The sequence below is a fragment of the Pseudodesulfovibrio halophilus DSM 5663 genome (assembly GCF_059568665.1).
On record NZ_JCANTV010000004.1, the window covers coordinates 31,464 to 49,226 of the forward strand.

Annotated in this window: 15 protein-coding genes; 5 read left to right on the forward strand and 10 right to left on the reverse strand. The window is 62.5% G+C overall.

Features of this window, described 5'->3' with window-relative positions:
• Positions 1-617: 617 nt before the first annotated feature.
• Positions 618-3,032 (reverse strand): methyl-accepting chemotaxis protein, encoded by a 2,415-nt coding sequence (locus BR24_RS01560; RefSeq protein ID WP_496539756.1) that lies wholly within the window; start codon positions 3,030-3,032, stop codon positions 618-620.
• Positions 3,033-3,167: 135 nt separating this feature from the next.
• Positions 3,168-4,319, reverse strand: coding sequence for a chromate efflux transporter (gene chrA, locus BR24_RS01565; protein ID WP_496539757.1), 1,152 nt, complete (start codon positions 4,317-4,319; stop codon positions 3,168-3,170).
• Positions 4,320-4,431: 112 nt separating this feature from the next.
• On the opposite strand from chrA, the gene BR24_RS01570 reads away from it, so the two are divergent.
• A complete protein-coding gene (locus BR24_RS01570; protein WP_496539758.1) occupies positions 4,432-5,529 on the forward strand; it encodes an AI-2E family transporter in 1,098 nt (365 codons plus the stop codon).
• Positions 5,530-5,560: 31 nt separating this feature from the next.
• Here the strand turns inward: BR24_RS01570 and BR24_RS01575 are convergent, their stop codons facing one another.
• From BR24_RS01575 to BR24_RS01585, 3 genes are all read right to left on the reverse strand, one after another.
• Positions 5,561-6,955, reverse strand: a complete 1,395-nt coding sequence (locus BR24_RS01575) for a sensor histidine kinase (protein WP_496539759.1) — start codon at positions 6,953-6,955, stop codon at positions 5,561-5,563.
• A 90-nt stretch (positions 6,956-7,045) separates the two neighbouring features.
• Positions 7,046-8,143: a permease gene (locus BR24_RS01580; protein WP_496539760.1), complete on the reverse strand. Its 1,098-nt coding sequence runs from the start codon at positions 8,141-8,143 to the stop codon at positions 7,046-7,048.
• Between the two features lies 1 nt (position 8,144).
• On the reverse strand, positions 8,145-8,480 hold the full coding sequence (locus BR24_RS01585) for an ArsR/SmtB family transcription factor (RefSeq protein ID WP_496539761.1): 336 nt from the start codon (positions 8,478-8,480) through the stop codon (positions 8,145-8,147).
• Between the two features lie 117 nt (positions 8,481-8,597).
• On the opposite strand from BR24_RS01585, the gene serB reads away from it, so the two are divergent.
• A complete protein-coding gene (gene serB, locus BR24_RS01590) occupies positions 8,598-9,806 on the forward strand; it encodes a phosphoserine phosphatase SerB (protein ID WP_496539762.1) in 1,209 nt (402 codons plus the stop codon).
• Positions 9,807-9,812: 6 nt separating this feature from the next.
• Here serB and BR24_RS01595 read toward each other — a convergent pair whose 3' ends face one another.
• On the reverse strand, positions 9,813-10,268 hold the full coding sequence (locus BR24_RS01595; protein ID WP_496539763.1) for a GNAT family N-acetyltransferase: 456 nt from the start codon (positions 10,266-10,268) through the stop codon (positions 9,813-9,815).
• 156 nt (positions 10,269-10,424) lie between these two features.
• Between BR24_RS01595 and BR24_RS01600 the strand changes: the two genes are divergently transcribed.
• Entirely contained in the window at positions 10,425-10,865 is a 441-nt protein-coding gene (locus tag BR24_RS01600; protein WP_496539764.1) for an RT0821/Lpp0805 family surface protein, read from the forward strand.
• On the opposite strand, the gene BR24_RS01605 is transcribed toward BR24_RS01600, so the two are convergent.
• Complete coding sequence (locus tag BR24_RS01605) at positions 10,866-12,806, reverse strand: sensor histidine kinase (RefSeq protein WP_496539765.1); 1,941 nt, start codon at positions 12,804-12,806, stop codon at positions 10,866-10,868. It lies immediately after the preceding gene.
• 170 nt (positions 12,807-12,976) lie between these two features.
• On the opposite strand from BR24_RS01605, the gene BR24_RS01610 reads away from it, so the two are divergent.
• Positions 12,977-14,422, forward strand: a complete 1,446-nt coding sequence (locus tag BR24_RS01610; protein WP_496539766.1) for a HoxN/HupN/NixA family nickel/cobalt transporter — start codon at positions 12,977-12,979, stop codon at positions 14,420-14,422.
• Positions 14,423-14,424: 2 nt separating this feature from the next.
• Here BR24_RS01610 and BR24_RS01615 read toward each other — a convergent pair whose 3' ends face one another.
• A complete protein-coding gene (locus tag BR24_RS01615) occupies positions 14,425-15,504 on the reverse strand; it encodes a lytic transglycosylase domain-containing protein (RefSeq protein ID WP_496539767.1) in 1,080 nt (359 codons plus the stop codon).
• 16 nt (positions 15,505-15,520) lie between these two features.
• Positions 15,521-16,711, reverse strand: coding sequence for a PhoH family protein (locus BR24_RS01620; RefSeq protein ID WP_496539768.1), 1,191 nt, complete (start codon positions 16,709-16,711; stop codon positions 15,521-15,523).
• A gap of 258 nt (positions 16,712-16,969) precedes the next feature.
• Between BR24_RS01620 and BR24_RS01625 the strand changes: the two genes are divergently transcribed.
• Entirely contained in the window at positions 16,970-17,371 is a 402-nt protein-coding gene (locus BR24_RS01625; protein WP_496539769.1) for a type II toxin-antitoxin system HicB family antitoxin, read from the forward strand.
• A 23-nt stretch (positions 17,372-17,394) separates the two neighbouring features.
• On the opposite strand, the gene BR24_RS01630 is transcribed toward BR24_RS01625, so the two are convergent.
• Positions 17,395-17,604: a flagellar biosynthesis anti-sigma factor FlgM gene (locus tag BR24_RS01630; RefSeq protein ID WP_496539770.1), complete on the reverse strand. Its 210-nt coding sequence runs from the start codon at positions 17,602-17,604 to the stop codon at positions 17,395-17,397.
• Positions 17,605-17,763 lie beyond the last annotated feature (159 nt).

A 17,763-nucleotide genomic window follows, 5' to 3' on the forward strand; every position in this document is an offset into this window, starting at 1 on the left:
CACAAATTCAGTTCCAAAGTGCTCCGTCGGCCCAAACGCTCCCATCCAAAACTCCCGGCAAATCACCCTCTCCCGACAACCAAGTACCGCAGCAACTGCCTGTCGAGTCAAAGAGGCTCTTTTGACCGGCCACGCAGGGTCGGGTGATATCTATAGACGCGGACGTTCCACTAAATCTTGCGAAATGGATGCCTCCGGCGGGTCTCCGACGGGCCCTTCAGGCGGACCAAAGGGGCGGCCCCCCTTTGGAAACCCTGAGCTGTCAGCGGGCCTGCAGCGCACGGTTCATGCGACCGCAAAACCCGCGTCCCAGCTGCAACCCCGTTGACGGAGATATTGGACGCTGCAATTCTTGGCCGAACAGCTTGGAACTCCCTACGCTGTGATATCCCCCCACTACCTGAAACCGTCGTCAGCCACCCGCCAAGCCGCCTACACGTCAGGGCTTTCGGAAAGCCTCAAAGCGGCTTGGCAAGCCAAAAGTTTTTGGGAGATTCTTAAGAACCCTTTTGCAAAAGGGTTCTTAAGCCCCCGGAGGGCCCTCGAAGAAACAAAAGAGGCCGGGTCATCTGACCCGGCCTCTTTTGTTTGTGTCTGACCGTTCTTTTCGGGCCTGATCAGTCCTGCTGCATCCTTTCGATGAGCTGCTGAAGCCTTGCGGCCTGTGAGGCGAGTGATTCGATGGCTTCTCGCGACTCTTGCATGGCCCGTGCGGTTTCGGAAGAGACGGTATTTATCTCGTCTGTGGCGCGGTTGACTTCTTCGCTGGTGGCGGACTGTTCTTCGGCTGCGGTGGCGATGTTCCGTACCTGATCGGCGGACTGTTCCACGAGCGTCTGGATTTCGGTCATGGAGGAGCCGGCCTTTCCGGCGAGTTCGGTACCTTCGGTGATGGCGGAGACTGCTTCTTCCGTGGACTGGAGGTTTTCTCGTGCGCCGTCCTGAATATCCCTGACGGCCTGTCCCACTTCCTTGGTGGCGGCCATGGTCTTTTCGGCCAGCTTGCGGACTTCGTCGGCGACCACGGCGAACCCACGTCCTGCCTCGCCTGCGCGGGCGGCTTCGATGGCGGCGTTGAGTGCGAGCAGGTTGGTCTGGTCGGCGATGTCTTCGATCACCTGCATGACGGTGCCGATGCCGTCCGCCTGTTCTCCGAGGGTGCTCATGCTGTTTTTGAGTTGTTCGGAGCGTGCCTCGATGCGGTTGATGGCCCGGACCACCTGCTCCACAACGTTTGCGCCTTCCTGCGCCTGCTGCTTGGCGTTGTCCGCATTCTCGGCGGCGTCGGAGGCGTTTTTGGCTACTTCGAGCACGGTGGCGTTCATCTGCTCCATGGCCGTGGAGGTCTCGGCAACGCGTTCCTGTTGCAGGTCTGTTCCTCTGGAGGCCTGTTCGACCTGTGTGGCGAGCTGTTCGGCTGCGGAAGAGAGCTGTTCCGAGATGGTGTCAGCTTCCTGCGCGATGGAAACGATGTTCTCGCGCTGTCTTACGGCTCTGCGTTCCCCTTCCTTGATGGCGGTCATATCCTTGATGAGGGTGAAGCCGCCGATGACCTTGCCGTCGAGATCCTTGAGCGGCGCGGAGTCGACGATGATGTCGTACTGCTTGCCCTTGTCGGTTTTTCCCGAGGTCTCGACCCCGAGCAGGCAGGTGTCCTGATGCAGGCATTCGTGGAGCTTGGTCTTGCGGCTGGCGTCGCCGTAGACGAACAGGCCGAAGGGTTGTCCGATGTAGTCCTCGGGCCTTCCGGGCTTGTCGAAGAGGTCGAGCTCCTGCTGGTTGATGAAGGTGATGCGTTCGTCAAGGTCCACAACGACGCAGGGGACGGTTATGCCGCTGAGGAGCCCCTGAGAGAAGCCGAGCTTGGTCTTGAGTTCCGCGGTCATGTCTCGCACGGCGTCGATGGTTTCGCCGATGGCGTCGTTTGCGGGGTAACTGATCTCCGCGTTGTAGTCGCCCTCCGCCACTTTGTGCGTGAAGGAGGAGAGCCCTCGCAGGGGTCGCACCACCATGCGGATAAGCAGCACGAGGATCAGCGAGATGACCACTACGGCTACGGCTGCGATGCCCACATTCCAGTAGAGCACCTTCTTGTCCACGCCGTGCATCATCTCTTCATGGGTGAGCGAAAAGCCGTAGCTCCATCCCCACGGCTCGAAATACTTGATGAACACCTGCTTGTCGTCGCCCCGGAAGACGTACCTGACGAAGCCGTCCTCCTGTTCGCGAAACTGTGACCAGAAGGAGTAATCTTTCAGACTTTTCCCTTCAAGCGAGGGGTGCAGGATCAGGGTTCCCTTTCGGTTGAAGATGAACCCGTAGCCTTCGCCACCGATGCTCGCGGCCTCCACGGCCTTGCGAAACTCGTCGGTAAGGATTTTGCGGCCCACGTAGATCACGCCGATGACTTCGCCGGAGGCGTTCTTGAGCGGCTGGTAGGCGGTCTGGTACCATGCGTTCACCACGTAGGCGATGCCGCGGTAGGTCTCGCCTTTCATGATGGTCTTGTAGACAGGGCTGGAAGACGGGATGTATGTGCCCACCGCGCGGCTGCCGTCCTTCTTCAGCACGTTGGTGGAGATGCGCAGCAGCTTCCCGGGCAGCAACTGAAAGATCGTGGCGGTTCCGCCGACGCGCTTTTGCACCCTGTCCACGACATCATGAGTCCCGGTCACCGTGTGCAGGCCCATCTTCATCTTCGGGATGGTCACACGCTCGCTTTTGCCCGTGATCTGGTTGACGATGGTCATGGACGTGGAGTCGTTGCGATCCAGATACGGAGTGCCCTCCTCCTCTATCTCGGCCTCCATGTACGACAGGTCGCCCTTGACCTTGTCCGCGAGCGTGGAGTGCTGCATTTCCATGGTTTCGAAAATGCTTTGTGAAAATGCTTCCATGGAAGTTTCGCCGAGCACCGTGAGCGAGTTCTGTACCTGTACGTAGGTGATGGCGGACATGGTCACGATAGCCAGCACGACTACGGACAATACCCCAATTTGCAGCTTGGACTGGAAAGGCATGTTCTTGAGCACGAAAACCCCCCGTTTTCGATGGAATGATACGTCCGGCCTCCTCCGCCCGAAAGCAACGCCACTTCGGGAAGGATTAACTATTTTGTCACTCCGCAAATGAGAAAAGTCAATGGAATCATGAGAGCTTTTGACGCATCATATCAAAAATGTCGCAGCGCCGGCACCGCAGAGCACCACCCACAGCACGTCCACGCGCATCCTGAGCGCAATGAAAGCGGCAACGGCAATGGCGACGGACACTGCCGACCACTCGGTGCTCAGCACAAAACGTCCCGCCACTGCGGCCATGAGCCCCACAAGGCTGATCAGGCTGCCCTTGAGCATCCGGGCGGCCATGGGAGAGGCAACCAGAAGGCGGGATACAGGGGCAATGAAGCGCAGGATGATGAAGGACGGGGTGAAGACCCCCACGGTCGCCACGGCGGCTCCGGCCAGCCCGGCCACCTTGTAGCCCACGAAGGTGGCGGTCATGACGATGGGTCCCGGCGTTAGCTGTCCCAGCGCTATGCCGTCCATGAACCCGGCTTCGGTCAGCCAGCCGCGCACTTCCACCACCTCGTGCAGCATCAGCGGCACGGAGACGTAGCCGCCGCCGAAGGCGAACAGGTCGATCCGGGCCATGAGCGCGGCCAGTCCGCCGAGTTCGGGCCGGAGGGAGTGCAGCGCAAGCCAGCAGCCCGCCGCCAGTAGAACGAGGCATGAGGGGACGAGAAAACCGCCACGGCCGCTTCCGCGCGGGGCGTCGGGGCGCAGGGCGGGAAGCTCCCTGAACAGAGGCACCGCCAGCAGACAGACCGCCACGAGGGCGATGATCGGGTTGCCCTTGAACGCCAGCCAGACGCCCGCGCCGAGGGCGAGCAGGCGCGCCCTGAGGGAGTCGCAGTATTGCAGGGCGAAGTCGAAGGCGGCACTGAGCACCAGCGCCACCACAACCACCTGAAGCCCGGCGAACGCCGCCTGTATCCGGGGCATGTCCGCGCCCTTGAAATAGAGCATGGACAGCCCGAGCATGAGCAGAAAGGCCGGAAAGGAAAACCCGAGATAGGCTACAAAGGCACCGGCCGTACCGCGAATACGCAGCCCGGCCCACGCCGCAACCTGCATTGCCGTTGCGCCGGGAACGAGCTGGGCCGCGCCCATGCCGAGGCTGAAATCTTTCTCGTCAAGCCAGCCGTGGCGTTCCACAACGGCTTTTTTGATGTAGGGTATCATGGCCGGGCCGCCGAAGGCGGTGGTCCCCAGTTTCAGAAATACGCCCAGCAGGGCAAGCAGGCTCGGTCTGGTCAAAGTCCCTCCATGACGTATGGATGCCACCGGGATTCGCTCATTGCAACCCACCGTTGCGGTTGAGAATTGCCTTGGCACCTGCTATCCCATCGCTAAAGGGAGGTTCCGTCCCATGTTCAAGAACGACCAACAGTACACTCTGGACAGCGTGGTCCGCATCGGCATCACCGCCGCGTTGCTCTGGGGAGCGGTGCTGCTTCTGGATACGCTCAGCGACGTCCTGCTCCCGTTTACCGCGGCGCTGGCCTTTGCCTACTTCGTCAACCCGTTGGTGGAGCGCGTCCAGAGCAAGGTGAAAAACCGCAAGCTCGCCGTGGGACTTACTTTAAGCTCCCTTTTCGTGGTGCTCGGCACCGCGCTGTGGGTCACCGTCCCCATGGCCATCCGGGAAGTGACGCGCACCGGCAAGCTCCTGACCTCGCTGGTCAACGATTCCAACATGGCCCAGCGCGCCGTGGAATACCTGCCGGAGGACATCTGGAGGGCGCTGGTGGACTTCGTGAAGCGGCCCGAAATCCGGGAACTGCTGACGGAGTCGGGACTGCTGAACACCGCACAGGAGGCGGCCAAGAAGGTGCTCCCCGGCGTCTGGAACCTCGTGAGCGGCACCGCGGACACCATGCTCGCAGTGGGCGGGCTCATGATCATCCTGCTGTATCTCATCTTTCTGCTGGCGGACTTCGAGCGCCTCAAGCACTGGACCGACCAGCTACCCCCCTCGTGGCAGAACCCGGCAAAGGAATTCTCCGACGAATTCACCGGCGCCGTGGACCGCTACTTCCGTACGCAGGCGTTCATCGCCCTTACCGTGGGCATCCTGTTCTCAACGGGCTTCCTGATTCTGGGTATGCCGCTGGCGGTGCTGCTGGGGTTGTTCATCGGCCTGCTGAACATGGTGCCTTATCTGCAGACGCTGGGACTCATCCCGGCCTTCATTCTGGCGGGGCTGGACGCACTGGCGACGGGCGGGAATTTCTGGGCCGCGCTCGGCGGCGTCGGGCTGGTGTTCGCAGTGGTGCAGACGCTTCAGGACGGATTTCTGGTGCCCAAGTTTCAGGGCGACAGCCTCGGCCTTTCGCCGTGGATGATCCTGCTCTCGCTTTCAGTATGGGGAAAGCTGCTCGGCTTCCTCGGGCTGGTGCTGGCCCTGCCGCTCACCTGTCTGGTGCTGGCCTACTACCGTCGCAAGATCATGCACCGGCCCACCTGACGGGCCGACTTCCGAGTAAGGGGTCGTGCGGTTACAGATCGCACTGCTTGGGCGCGTTGCTGTTCTCCGGCTCCACCTGAAATGGAAGGATGATGAATATCTCGTTCCCTTCCGGATGCACGTCCAGCCCCACTTCTCCGCGATGCAGCTCCACCACCTGTCTGACAAAGTACAGGCCGTGTCCCGATCCCTGCTCCGCGGCGGTGTCCGCCCCCCGGAAGCCCGGCTCGAACAGCTCCATGGGATCGTCCACGTTCGGCGGCTCCCCGGTGGTGAACACGAACATGCGTATGCCGCTTCTTTCCTTTCCGAAATAGTCCTTGAGGATGCGCCAGCCGTAACTGATGAACTTGCCGCGCCTGCCGTCAGAGGTTTCGATCTCGCCGGTGTACTTGACGGCGTTGGAAAAGAGGTTGGCGAAGACCTGCGAGATCAGGCCCACGTCCATATACATGCGGATGGCCTGATCAGGCGAGCCGCCGAAAGAGAGGTCCACCTTGATGCCGCGCTCGGTGAGCCGCTCGCGGTATCGCTCCAGCTGCGGCTCGATGACCTGACGCATGAGATTGCACGGCCGCTTCTCCAGAACGTAGCGTCCCTCTTCGAAGTGCCTGCGGCGCAGCAGCGTCTCGAGGAACATGCTGGTCTGCACATAGTGGCGGTATATCTCCTCGTACTGCTCCCGCAGGCCGCCGTGCAGCCTGTCGAGCTTTTTCGCCATGGTGCGGCAGCACTCGTTGTCCGCGGCTTCGGCCTCGTCGCGGAGGTCGGCGAGGGAGTCTATGCGCCGCCGGAGTCTGTTGAAATACAACTTGAAGTAGATATTGGGAACGATGACGTTGTGGCCGATGTCCTCCACCAGATTCCTGATGAAGTCCAGATGCTCGCGGCTCCTGTCGCGAAGGATGCGGTTGTGGAGCTGAAACCCGACGCGGTTGGCGTATTTTTCCAGAAACAGGAGCATGGCGTCTTCGTGCTCCCGCGGCAGCGCCACCACCAGCATGCCGATGATGTCGTCCGGCGGGGTAAAGGGAAGCATGTCGTTGAATTCCGGGTTGCACCGGACCGGGATGTAGAGCCGCTCGCCGCGCCGGACCGTCTCGCGGCCCATGTCCTCGTCCCACCCCCGGGTGATGCGGGGGTCTCTGGAATATGCTCTGGAGCAGGACGCGAGGACGAAGGTCTCTTCATCTTCCAGCACGTACATGGCACTTTCCAGCTTGAAGACGACCTTCAGAATGAGGATGAGAGTTTCATAGAACCGGTCACGTCCTTGAAACTCCTGACTGAGATCGAAGAAAATCGTCAGGGCGCGGCTTTTCTTCTCGTCGAACGAGTAGCGCCTGTAGTCCTCGATCTTCTCCCTGATGCGGTTTTCGATGTAGTCGTCGTCAATCCCGCACGTCGTTGGCCCGTCGAAACGCATGAAGCCTCCCGGACTCTGAATAAAGGGGTCCAGGAGGCTTATATACCTTTCCGTTCGGGCGGTGACAAGGTGTGCCGAAAAAAACTAATCCTACATCAGCACGTTGAAGAGATATCCGACCAGCAGGATGCCCGCGCCCACCACGGCGGTGAAGACCGCCAGCAGCCGGAACTTGAGCACCCGGCGCAGGATCAGCAGCTCGGGCAGGGACAGGGCGATCACCGACATCATGAACGCCAGGGCGGTCCCCAGCGCCGCCCCCTTGCCGATGAGCGCGTGCACCACCGGGACCATCCCGGCCGCGTTGGTATACATGGGGATGCCCATGACCACCGCCGCGGGAACGCCCCACCAGGCCTCGCGGCCCATGATGCCCGCAAGGAAGTCCTCGGGGACGTAGCCGTGGATGCCCGCGCCCACGGCGATGCCTATCACCACGTACAGCCAGACCTTGCCCACGATCTCCCGTATCGATTCCAGCCCGGCCCGCACGCGATCGCTCAGGGTCATGGAAACGGAACTCGGCGCTCCACCCATGGAGAGCTGGGAACGCACCCAGTCCTGCAGATGCGGCTCCATCTTCAGCCGCCCAATGATCCACCCCGCGACCACGGCCACGGCGAGACCGGTGACGAGATAGATTCCGGCCACCTTCCAGCCGAACAGGCCGTAAAGCAGGACCAGCGCTACCTCGTTGACCATGGGGGCGGAGATGAGAAAGGAGAAGGTCACGCCAAGCGGCACACCGGCGGTCACGAAGCCCACGAAAAGCGGAACCGCCGAACAGGAGCAGAACGGCGTCGCCACACCCAGCGCCGCCGCGAGGCCGTTGCCCGCCAGCTGCCTGCGGCCCGCCAGCATGGCCCGCGCGCGCTCCGGGGTGAAGTACGAGCGCAGGATGCCCACGAAAAACACAATCAACACCAGCAGCATCAGCACCTTGGGCGTGTCGTAGATGAAAAACGCCACGGCCGCGCCGAGCGGCTTGGCCATGTCCAGCCCGAAGACCTGCGCGGTCACATGGTCGGCAACCGGCTTGAGCATCTTGTAGACTGCGAACCACAGGACAATGGCGGGGATGCCTATCCCGAAAATCCTTGCCGCGCTCCACTGGGGAGCCTTCTTCGCCCCGCCGCCTTCCGACATGCACGCGCAGGGTTCCTGCGGTGCCATGTTGAGTTCCTGCATGTTATTCCGTTCCTTCGGTTTCAGCCATCCGCTGCGCGAGGCAGGCCACGAAGCCCCCCACGCAGTCCAGATCCAGCGAGTAGTATTGCCAGTTGCCCTGCCGTCTGGAACTCACCACGCCCGCCCGCTTGAGTACGGACAGATGCCGCGAAACCGTGGACATATCCAGCCCAACGGCCTCCTGAAGCTTGCAGACGCACTGTTCGCCTTCGACGAGCATGCAGACCATCTTCAGTCGCGCGCCGTGTCCCAGCGCCTTGAAAACCTCGGCGCAACCCTCGATTCCGGCATCCGGCAACCGTGCGGCTGCCATGTCTTCCATCTGTTCAATTTGCATGTTTGGCAAAATAGACAAACAACATTGCGCTGTCAACCGCCGTGCGAGATTTACTCCCGGCAGGTTTTGTGACACATTCCGCCGGAACACAGCAGAACCCTCACCGGAGCCCAGAGCATGGAACAGACCGTTCTCGTACACGTTACCGGACAGGACCGTCCGGGCCTGACCGCCACCCTTTCCGAAGTGCTTGCCGAATACGGCGCGGACATTCTCGACATCGGCCAGGTGGTCATTCACGACTTTCTCACGCTCGGCTTCCTGCTGAAGCTGCCCCGCGACTCGCGCCCCGTGCTCAAGGAGCTGCTGTTCAAGGCCCACGAGCTGGGGGTCTCCATGAAACTTCACCCGCTCGAGAACGAACGCTACGAGAAATGGGTGGACGCCGCCGACCGCCCCCGGCACATCGTGACCCTGTTGGCGCGCGCCATCACCCCGGAACACATCGCGGGCATCTCGCGCATCATCCACGACAACGGGCTGAACATCGACACCATCCGCCGCCTCTCGGGCCGCCGACCGCTGGACGAGAGCAGGGACCCCGGGCGAGCCTGCGTGGAGTTCTCCGTGCGCGGCGTTCCCGGCGACCTCGGCGTGATCCGCAAGGCGTTTCTGGACATGTCCGCCGAGACGGGCGCGGACATCGCCTTTCAGGAAGACAGCATCTTCCGACGCAACCGGCGGCTGGTCTGCTTCGACATGGACTCCACGCTCATTCAGGCCGAAGTCATTGACGAGCTGGCCGTGGAAGCTGGCGTGGGCGACAAGGTGGCGGCCATCACGGAGGCGGCCATGCGCGGAGAGCTGGACTTCAAGCAGAGCCTCCGCAAGCGGCTGGCGCTGCTCGAGGGGCTGGACGAGACGGTGCTCGAGAAGGTCTACGAGCGCCTGCCGCTGACGGAGGGCGCGGAGCGGCTCATCAGCAACCTCAAGCGCGTGGGCTACACCATCGCCATTCTCTCCGGCGGGTTCACATATTTCGGGGAGCGGCTTCAGGAGCGGCTGGGCATCGACTACGTCTTTGCCAACAAGCTGGAGATTCTCGACGGCAAGCTCACCGGCCGCGCCGAAGGGACCATCGTGGACGCGGACCGCAAGGCGGAGCTGCTCCAGCAGCTCGCCGAACACGAAGGGATCAGCCTGCAACAGGTCATCGCCGTGGGCGACGGCGCCAACGATCTGCCCATGCTCAACCTCGCGGGCCTCGGCATCGCGTTCCACGCCAAGCCCAAGGTCAAGCGCGGCGCGCGTCAGGCCATCAGCTCGCTCGGGCTGGACTCCATCCTGTACCTCCTCGGCCTGCACGACCGGGAGACGCTCGAATAAACGGGATCAGTTGACGGACAGCTCCAGCACCATGCGCAGCAGCATGGCGCCGGTTCTGCGGGAGGGGAACGGGTCGCCCGCCGGAAGAAACCCGAAGCGGCGATAAAACCCCACGGCGTTCAGGCGCGAGGCCAGTTCGATCCGCCCGCCGCCGCGCTCGACGGCCTGCGTCAGCAGCGTGGTCAGTATCCGGCTGCCGAGCCCGCGTCCCCGCCATGCCTCCTCCACGCACATCTGCGTCACCACCCACCGCGCCGGGCCGATGCCGGTCAGGCGTCCGCAGGCGCGAATGCCGCTCTCGCCCCGGATGACGGCATGGATGCTGTCCTCTTCGCGGTCATCGCGAACGCCGTCGAACTCGCTGCCGAGGTGGCTGAAGAACACCTGCCGGCGCAGTTCGCAGGCCTGCGCGTGATCCCTGCTGTCCGGATCGACCACGCGAACCTTCATCTCCGACACCATTTTGCACCCCTTGAGCAATATTTGCGTTTCATTCCCCGCCGAATACGCCCCGGGCCTCACCGCTTCACAACAATTCTGTAACGATCCCGGATCATTTGGGCCAAAATCGTTTCCGGCACGGTGCTTGCCTTTTGTCCGACAAAAAGGAGAACGACCATGACCCGCTTTCTGATTCCCACGCTGACGATGCTTGTGCTCCTGACCGGTTGCGCGAACAAGGCCCGCACCGGTGCCGGACTGGGAGCCCTTGCCGGGGCAACCATCGGCGCGCTGACCTTCAACAACAAGGTCTCCGGCGCTGCCATCGGTGCCGGGACCGGTCTGCTGCTCGGGTACCTCGCAGGGAACGAGCTGGACAAGGAAGACCGCGCGCAGCTCTCGCGCACGCTGGAGCACACGCCGTCCGGCAGCAGCCGAGAGTGGCGCAACCCAGACACCGACATGCGGTACAGCGCGATCCCGCGCCCCGCCCGCCGCGACCGAGGACGCATTGAACGCGACGTGGCCCTTACCGCCACCTTCCCGGATGGAAGGAAGGACACGGTGCACGCCACGGCCTACCGCGCTCCCGACGGAACGTGGCGGCTGATTCAGTAGCTATTCGAGGGGAAGGGTGAAGACGAAGGTGCTGCCCTCGCCGATGGAGGACTCCACCCAGATGCGGCCGCCGTAGTGCTCGACGATCTCGCGGCAGATGGTCAGGCCGAGGCCGGTGCCCTGCGGCTTGTGCTTGATGATGTTCAGGCTGGACTGGTGGAACTTCTCGAAGATGCTGTCGAGCTCCTCGGGCGCGATGCCAACGCCGGTGTCCTCGATCTCCACCCGCATCATGTCGTCCCCGGCCATGCGGGCGCGCACGGTGACCGTGCCCTCCTCGGTGAACTTGACCGCGTTGTTGAGCAGGTTGATGAACACCTGCTGCATCCGGTCCGGGTCCACCATGACTTTGGGCAGGTTCGGGTCGATGTCCTGAATGAGGCGCACGCCGCTGCGCTGGTCGAAGATGCCCTTGACCGCCTGCACCCCGCGGCCGACGAGCTCGCCGATGTCCATGGGCCGGTCCTGCCAGCCCATGCTGCCGGACTCGATCTTGTTCAGATCCAGCACGTCGTTGATGAGCCGCGTCAGGCGTTCGCCTTCCTGACCGATGATCTCAAGGTTTTCGTTGATGCGGTCACTCTTGTGGAGCAGTCGATCGTCACCCTCTGCCATCGGCTTGAAATTCTTGTTGAAGTCACGAGAGAGCAGCTTGGCAAAGCCCAGAATCGAGGTCAGCGGGGTGCGAAGCTCGTGGGAAACCGAGGACAGGAACGCGGACTTCATCTCGTCCAGTTCGCGCAGCCTGCGGTTGGCGTCCTCCAGCTCCCGCGCCTTGCGCACGAGATCCTCGGTGCGGTTGCGGACCAGTTGCTCAAGGTGGCGGTTGAGGTCGGCCAGCTCCTCTTCGGCCTTCTTGCGGTCGGTGGTGTCTTCAAGGATGCCTTCGATGGAGACGATGTTCCCGTCACGGTCATGCACGGTGCGGGCGTTGATGGACCCCCAGACGATGCTGCCGTCCTTGCGGCGGTACTGAGCCTCGAACCGGATGATCTCGCCCTCGTTGGTGACGGCGTCGAGGAACATGTCCCCGCGCTCTCCGTCCAGGAACATCAGCCCCTTCACGTTCCGGGTGCGCAGCAGGAACTCCTTGACCGAGTCGTACCCGAAGAAGCGCGCCATGGCGGGGTTCGCATTGAGCATCTCCCCTTCCGGCGTACACTGGAAGATGCCTTCCACCGCGTTCTCGAAGATGCCGCGGTATTTCTCCTCGGCCTCCTGCAGGGTGTTGTTCATGACCTGCAGCTTGCGTTCACGGGCCTCGATCTCCGCGCTCATCTTCCGGAACCGCTCGGCGATCTCCAGCAACTCTGAATGATATATCTCGCCGAAGTCATAAGAGAAATCACCGCGAGCCACGCGGCTGATACCTTTTTGCAGGACCTGTAGCGGCGTGGCCAGAAAGACGCGCAGCAAAATGCCCGTCACGGCCAGAATGACCACGACGGAAACGAGGATGAGCATCACGGAGACGAGCATCTGCCGCTCGAGGCGGTCGCGCTCGCTCATGAGCGTGAAGTCGATCTCGGCACGGCCGATGGTACGTCCTTCAAAGACGATGTCCTTGACCCGTCGGAAGTCCGGCTTGATGCCGATCATTTTTTCATGGGCGTAGATGACGTCGTTACGCGAACCATAGATACGAAAGCCCTGCACCATCTCGTTCTGGGCGTAGACGGCGCCTATGAGCCGGGCGTTTTCGTAGTCGAGGTTCCAGATGGGGACGGCGAGAATCTCCACCACGCGGGCCGTGAGCTCTCCGGCCTTGCGTTCGGCGGCGTCGCGCATGTCGCGGGACTGGTGCCAGTAGGTGTAGGCGATCATGGCCGTGGCGAAGAACACCACGATGACCACGAGGCTGGCGGTCAGGTCACGCGACAGAGAGCGCCCTCTTCCGGGAAAGAGGGGCGTGCCGCGTTTTGCGTTTTCAGTGCCAGCCATTCATCCTCCGCATTGCTGCCCGCCAACTTTGTGAAGCAGTGCCGCTCACTCTAGTGTAAACCAATTGATATTGCAATATGGGGAATTGCTTTCGCATTCCGGCAGGTTCCGGGAAATCTCCCAAAATGCGGCTTGCCCGTCGTCGGGACCGAAGGTACAAGGCTTCGAACATGCCCAAGCTGAGAACCCTTTTCCTGACCCTTGCCCTGGCTGCAATTCCGCTTGTGGCCGCCGCCCATCCTCACGTCTTCATCGACGCGGAAGTTACCTTCGAAGTTGACGAGGACGGCGTCCGGGGCGTGCGGCAGCACTGGCTCTTCGACGAGATGTTCACCCGCGCCCTGCTCGGGGACCTCGACCTGCCGCTGGACGACGCATCACCGCAGTGGAGCGACAGCATCAAAAGCGGGGCATTCGACTACCTGAAAAACTCCGACTACTTCACGGCCGCGTTTTCCGGCGGCGAACGGCTGGAAATCCCGGAGGCCACGGAATTCAAGGCGTCCCTTCGCGACGACAACCGGCTGGTCTACGACTTCTTCATTCCCCTGCGAGTGCCCGCTCCGGGCATGTTTCGGCTGGCGGTGTATGACAAAGAATACTACGCCGACATCCTGCTCAAGGAAGACGCCGTGGCCTACGACAACACCTCGGAGCTTGCCGCCGAACATACGATCCGTGACGAGCAGGACCTCGCCTACTGGGCGGGATTCAACATTCCGCGCGGCATTCACTTTCGGGTAGGCAGCCCTTCCGGCGTCTCCATTCCGACGCCGGTGCCGCCCGGCTCCGTGCAGAAGAAGGTCGAGCCGAGCTTCTTCCGCAAGGTGGTCATGCAGGCCCGCGCGTGGCAGAAGGCGCTCAAGAAAAAGATCACGCCGCTGGGCGGCGATATCCGCGACAACCCGCTCGGGCCGGCGTTCTGGACCTTCCTCGCCCTCTCCTTCCTGTACGGGGTGGTGCACGCGGTGGGGCCGGGGCACGGCAAGTCCGTGGTCTGTTCCTATTTCCTCGCACGCCCCGGCGACCTCTGGCTCGGGGCGCTCATGGGCAACGCCATCACCTTCGTACACGTGGGGTCCGCGGTGGCCGTGGTCGCCGCTGCCTACATGATACTCGGGGCGGGCATGGGCGGCTTCCACGAGGCCGCAAAAGTCATGCAGCCCGCCAGCTACGGCCTGCTCATGCTCATGGGCGTGTTTCTGGCGGTGAAAGCCGTTCTGGAGCTCAGAAAGGGCGGGATACTCCGCGAAGCCGAAGCGGGCGCGGCCTGCACGCCCGGCGACGTGGCCGAAGCCCGCAGGGGCAAGAGCCATGTTCTGCTGGTCTCCTTCGTGACCGGCCTCATCCCCTGTCCCGGCGCGGCCGTGGTGCTTGCCTTCGCCGTGGGGCTGAACATCCTGTGGTCCGGGCTGGCGGCCATGTTCGCCATGGCGGTGGGCATGGGCCTGACCACCACCCTGTTCGCGTGGGCCGCCGTGGGCGCACGCGGCGCGACGCTCCGCATGGCGGGGCACAACCGCACCATCCTGAACTGGTCCCACGCCCTGCTCACCACCCTCGGCGCACTGTTCATCGCGGCGTTCGGCGCCGGGATGCTGGCCGCCTCGCTGTAGGCCTATTCCAGCCGGAGCACCTGCCCCGGGTGGATGACGCAGCGCGAACCAAGATCGTTGAGCTCGCGAAGCCGCTCCAGCGAGACCCCGTGCCTGCGGGCGATGCGTATGAGCGAGTCGCCCGGCTGGACGTGGTAGGTATCCGCCCCGTTCTCCTCGCGATAGGCCTTGAGCACCGGATTGTAGCGGCGCAGGAACCCTTCGGTTGCTCCGGCGGGGAGAAAGACCGCGTGGTTGCCGCGCGGGACAATGTCACTCAGCAGCTGCGGGTTCAGGTCCTTGATCATCTTGTAATAGGTATTGGCGGCCTTGGCGATCACGATGAGCGGCACGGAGCGCCGCCCCTTGACCCGCACCCGGTCGAACCGCAGCGGCGGATAGTAGTCCTCTTCGCGCAGGTCGAAGCCGAACCGTTCGGGGTCTTCCATGATCATCCTCGCGCACACGGCGCGTACCACGTAGCGTTCGGTCTCGGCCGGCAGGTGCAGACGGTAGAAGTCGTCGGTCTCCTGATCGCGGATGCGCCGCTCCAGCCCGTTCTCGCCCATGTTGTAGGCCGCGGCGGCAAGCGTCCACGAGCCGAAACGGTCGTGGAGCTCCTGAAGGTAGTCCAGCGCGGCCTTGGTGGCGAAGTAGAAATTGCGCCGGTCGTCCACGTTGCGGTTGACGGTGAGTCCGTACTTGCGGCCCGTGGCGGGCATGAACTGCCACATGCCCTTGGCCCCGGCCCACGACCCGGCCTGATTCCGGAGCGCGCTCTCGATGACCGCGATGTACTTCAGGTCCTCGGGCATGCCGCGCATCTCCAGCAGCCTCTCAATATGAGGGAAATAGCGCGAGGACCGCTTGAGCCACAGGATGACCTGCGCGCGGTCCCAGAGCATGAGCAGCAGGTCCTTTTCGAACCGCTCGCGCACCTCCACTATGTGCAGCGGCACGGACTCGCCGCAGAAGTCGGCCTTCTTCACCGAACGCACCACTGACTCCAGAGAGGGAAACGCCGCCGGGCGTTGCTGCTCGGCGGCGCCAGCCGTGGCTGCGAAGACAAGCGTCATGATCAACGCGCAGATCGCATATCTCATGCGGTATGTTGCACTCCTAAAGCTTGGACTTGAGCACGATGTCGGTGATGGGTCCGCGGGACCGCTCTCCCTTGAGCACCATGTGCGCGTAATTGCGGTAGCCCTTGAGCTTTTTCACCGCCCAGTTCAGTCCGTTGTTGGATTCGTTGAGATAGGGGTTGTCCACCTGCCGGGTGTCGCCGAGACAGATGCACTTGACGTTCTCGCCCATGCGGGTCAGCAGCGCCCGCGTCTCGGAACGCGAGAGGTTCTGCATCTCGTCGATGATGACCACCGCGTTTTCGATGTTCATCCCCCTGATGAAGGCCACCGGCTGAATCTCGAACCGCTTGGGGTTGAGCTTGAGATTCTCCGCCGACGGGTCGGCGAAGATGCGGTTGGCCGAGCGCATCTCGTGCAGCTTGGCGAGCTGGTCGCTCACGTAGCGCACGTAGGGCGTCATCTTCTCTTCAATGTCCCCCGGAAGGTATCCCATCTTGGCCCCGATTTCCACCACGGGCTTGACCAGATATATCTTCCGAAACGGGTTGTCCTTGCGCTCGAGCACCAGATACAGGGCGGCGGCCAGCGCGAGGAAGGTCTTGCCGTAGCCCGCCTCGGACTGGATGGACACGATGTCGATCCCCTCGTTGAGCATCAGCTCCAGCGCAAGATTCTGGTACACGCTGCGCGGTTTCACGTTCCACGCCTCGTGCTGGAAGCTCATGGACTTGGGCCCGTGCGGCCCGTAGAGCACCGGGGTGCCGTTTTCCCAGCGAAAGCAGTTGGGAACGGGCTCCTCGTCCGGCTCCACGAAGCCGGTGTAGTTCTGCGACTCGGAGCGGAACGGCACCGAATCGCGGTACGCCTCGCACGGGATGCCGAAGACCTTGGCCTTGATCTGCAGGATGCGGTCGTTGGTGATGAGGATGGCCCCTTCGGGGGCCGTGTGCATGATTTCCTTGAGGATGCGGTCGTCGTAGGTTTCGTCGGTCAGCTCCTGGGCGAAGTCCGGGGGCAGGATGCAGACGCTCTCGTCGTCGAGGATGCACCCGACCGCCTTGGCCACGATGTGACCGACGCGGGGGTCCTTCTTGAGCTTGTCCAGCTCGGCAAGGACCGTGTAGGGAATGTGGATGATGTTTTCCTGCCCGTTTCTGAGGGCAGCGATGCTTTTGGGATTTTCAATGAGGACGTTGGTATCGAGGACAAAATGCTTCTGGGCCATAATCCCCCGTCCGTGTTAGCTGTTTTCCGTTTCTGAACTCAGCCTGACGATACCCCGAAGGGAGATGCCTCGTCCGTTTCCATGCGACCTCCTTTTCTCATGGATAGTACCATGCGGGGTTTTCGTGAATTTGTCTAGAAGCACCATACCCCGGATCCTGTCACCGGTGCATGACCGCAGCGTGACGATAGTGCGTAGCTGTTGCGTTTCGGGCCCTGCGGAGCTAACAGGACCGCAACAGACAAGGAGCGATCATCAATGCAGTATATTGCGGTATTCAAGAAGGAAAAACGCGGCTTCGGCGTCACCTTCCCGGATTTTCCGGAATGCGTGACCTTCGGGGCAGACATGGAAGAGGCGCTGGACATGGCGCACGAGGCGCTGGCGATGTTCGTTGCCATGCAGCTGGAATCCGGCGGAGAACTGCCCGAACCGCGTGATTTCGACGCGGTGCGCGGCCTGCCGTCCACCGGCGACGCCAAACTCGCGGCAGTGGAAACGGCTGCCGACGGCTCGGATTTCGAGGAGGTGGGCGTGACGTTTCACCGGCACCTGCTGGAACGCATCTCCGAATACTGCGACCGGCACGGCGTGGATCCGGCGGACTTTCTTTCCGTGGCGGCCCGCGAGGCCATCAGGAACGACGTTTTCAAGGGCTAGGCGCATGAGGCCCGCCCCGCGTGTCACAGGGTCGGGTCCATTGCGGACGTCAGCAGCCGCGCGATGTCCTTGAGGTCCGGGCTGTAGTCGCCCTCGCGGACCTGCCGCTTGAGTTCCTCGATCCGGCGACGGCGGCCTTTTTCGGCCTCGTCTTCCGTTCGACGCTTCTCATCGGCGCGTGAAGAACATACTGAGCGCAGGGCCTCGTCGAGGCCTTCGCGATCCCGTGCCACCAGTCTCCCCTCCGGTGTTGCGGTTTCCTTTCAAGGGGGGAAGGGCCGAGCCCTTCCCCCGTTTCTCCCCGTCTCCCGCTGCAGGCCTCCCGGAACGATGATCTCCGTTCCGGACCCTGATTCGGGTGCGTACATCTCTTATCGGCCGCCCGCCGTTTC

Excerpts from the sequence above, each read along its gene's own strand:
- BR24_RS01570 (WP_496539758.1), top strand. The coding sequence starts at position 4,432 with ATGTTCAAGAACGACCAACAGTACACTCTGGACAGCGTGGTCCGCATC.
- BR24_RS01575 (WP_496539759.1), bottom strand. The coding sequence starts at position 6,955 with ATGCGTTTCGACGGGCCAACGACGTGCGGGATTGACGACGACTACATC.
- BR24_RS01580 (WP_496539760.1), bottom strand. The coding sequence starts at position 8,143 with ATGCAGGAACTCAACATGGCACCGCAGGAACCCTGCGCGTGCATGTCG.
- BR24_RS01585 (WP_496539761.1), bottom strand. The coding sequence starts at position 8,480 with ATGCAAATTGAACAGATGGAAGACATGGCAGCCGCACGGTTGCCGGAT.
- serB (WP_496539762.1), top strand. The coding sequence starts at position 8,598 with ATGGAACAGACCGTTCTCGTACACGTTACCGGACAGGACCGTCCGGGC.
- BR24_RS01595 (WP_496539763.1), bottom strand. The coding sequence starts at position 10,268 with ATGGTGTCGGAGATGAAGGTTCGCGTGGTCGATCCGGACAGCAGGGAT.
- BR24_RS01600 (WP_496539764.1), top strand. The coding sequence starts at position 10,425 with ATGACCCGCTTTCTGATTCCCACGCTGACGATGCTTGTGCTCCTGACC.
- BR24_RS01605 (WP_496539765.1), bottom strand. The coding sequence starts at position 12,806 with ATGGCTGGCACTGAAAACGCAAAACGCGGCACGCCCCTCTTTCCCGGA.
- BR24_RS01610 (WP_496539766.1), top strand. The coding sequence starts at position 12,977 with ATGCCCAAGCTGAGAACCCTTTTCCTGACCCTTGCCCTGGCTGCAATT.
- BR24_RS01615 (WP_496539767.1), bottom strand. The coding sequence starts at position 15,504 with ATGAGATATGCGATCTGCGCGTTGATCATGACGCTTGTCTTCGCAGCC.
- BR24_RS01620 (WP_496539768.1), bottom strand. The coding sequence starts at position 16,711 with ATGGCCCAGAAGCATTTTGTCCTCGATACCAACGTCCTCATTGAAAAT.
- BR24_RS01625 (WP_496539769.1), top strand. The coding sequence starts at position 16,970 with ATGCAGTATATTGCGGTATTCAAGAAGGAAAAACGCGGCTTCGGCGTC.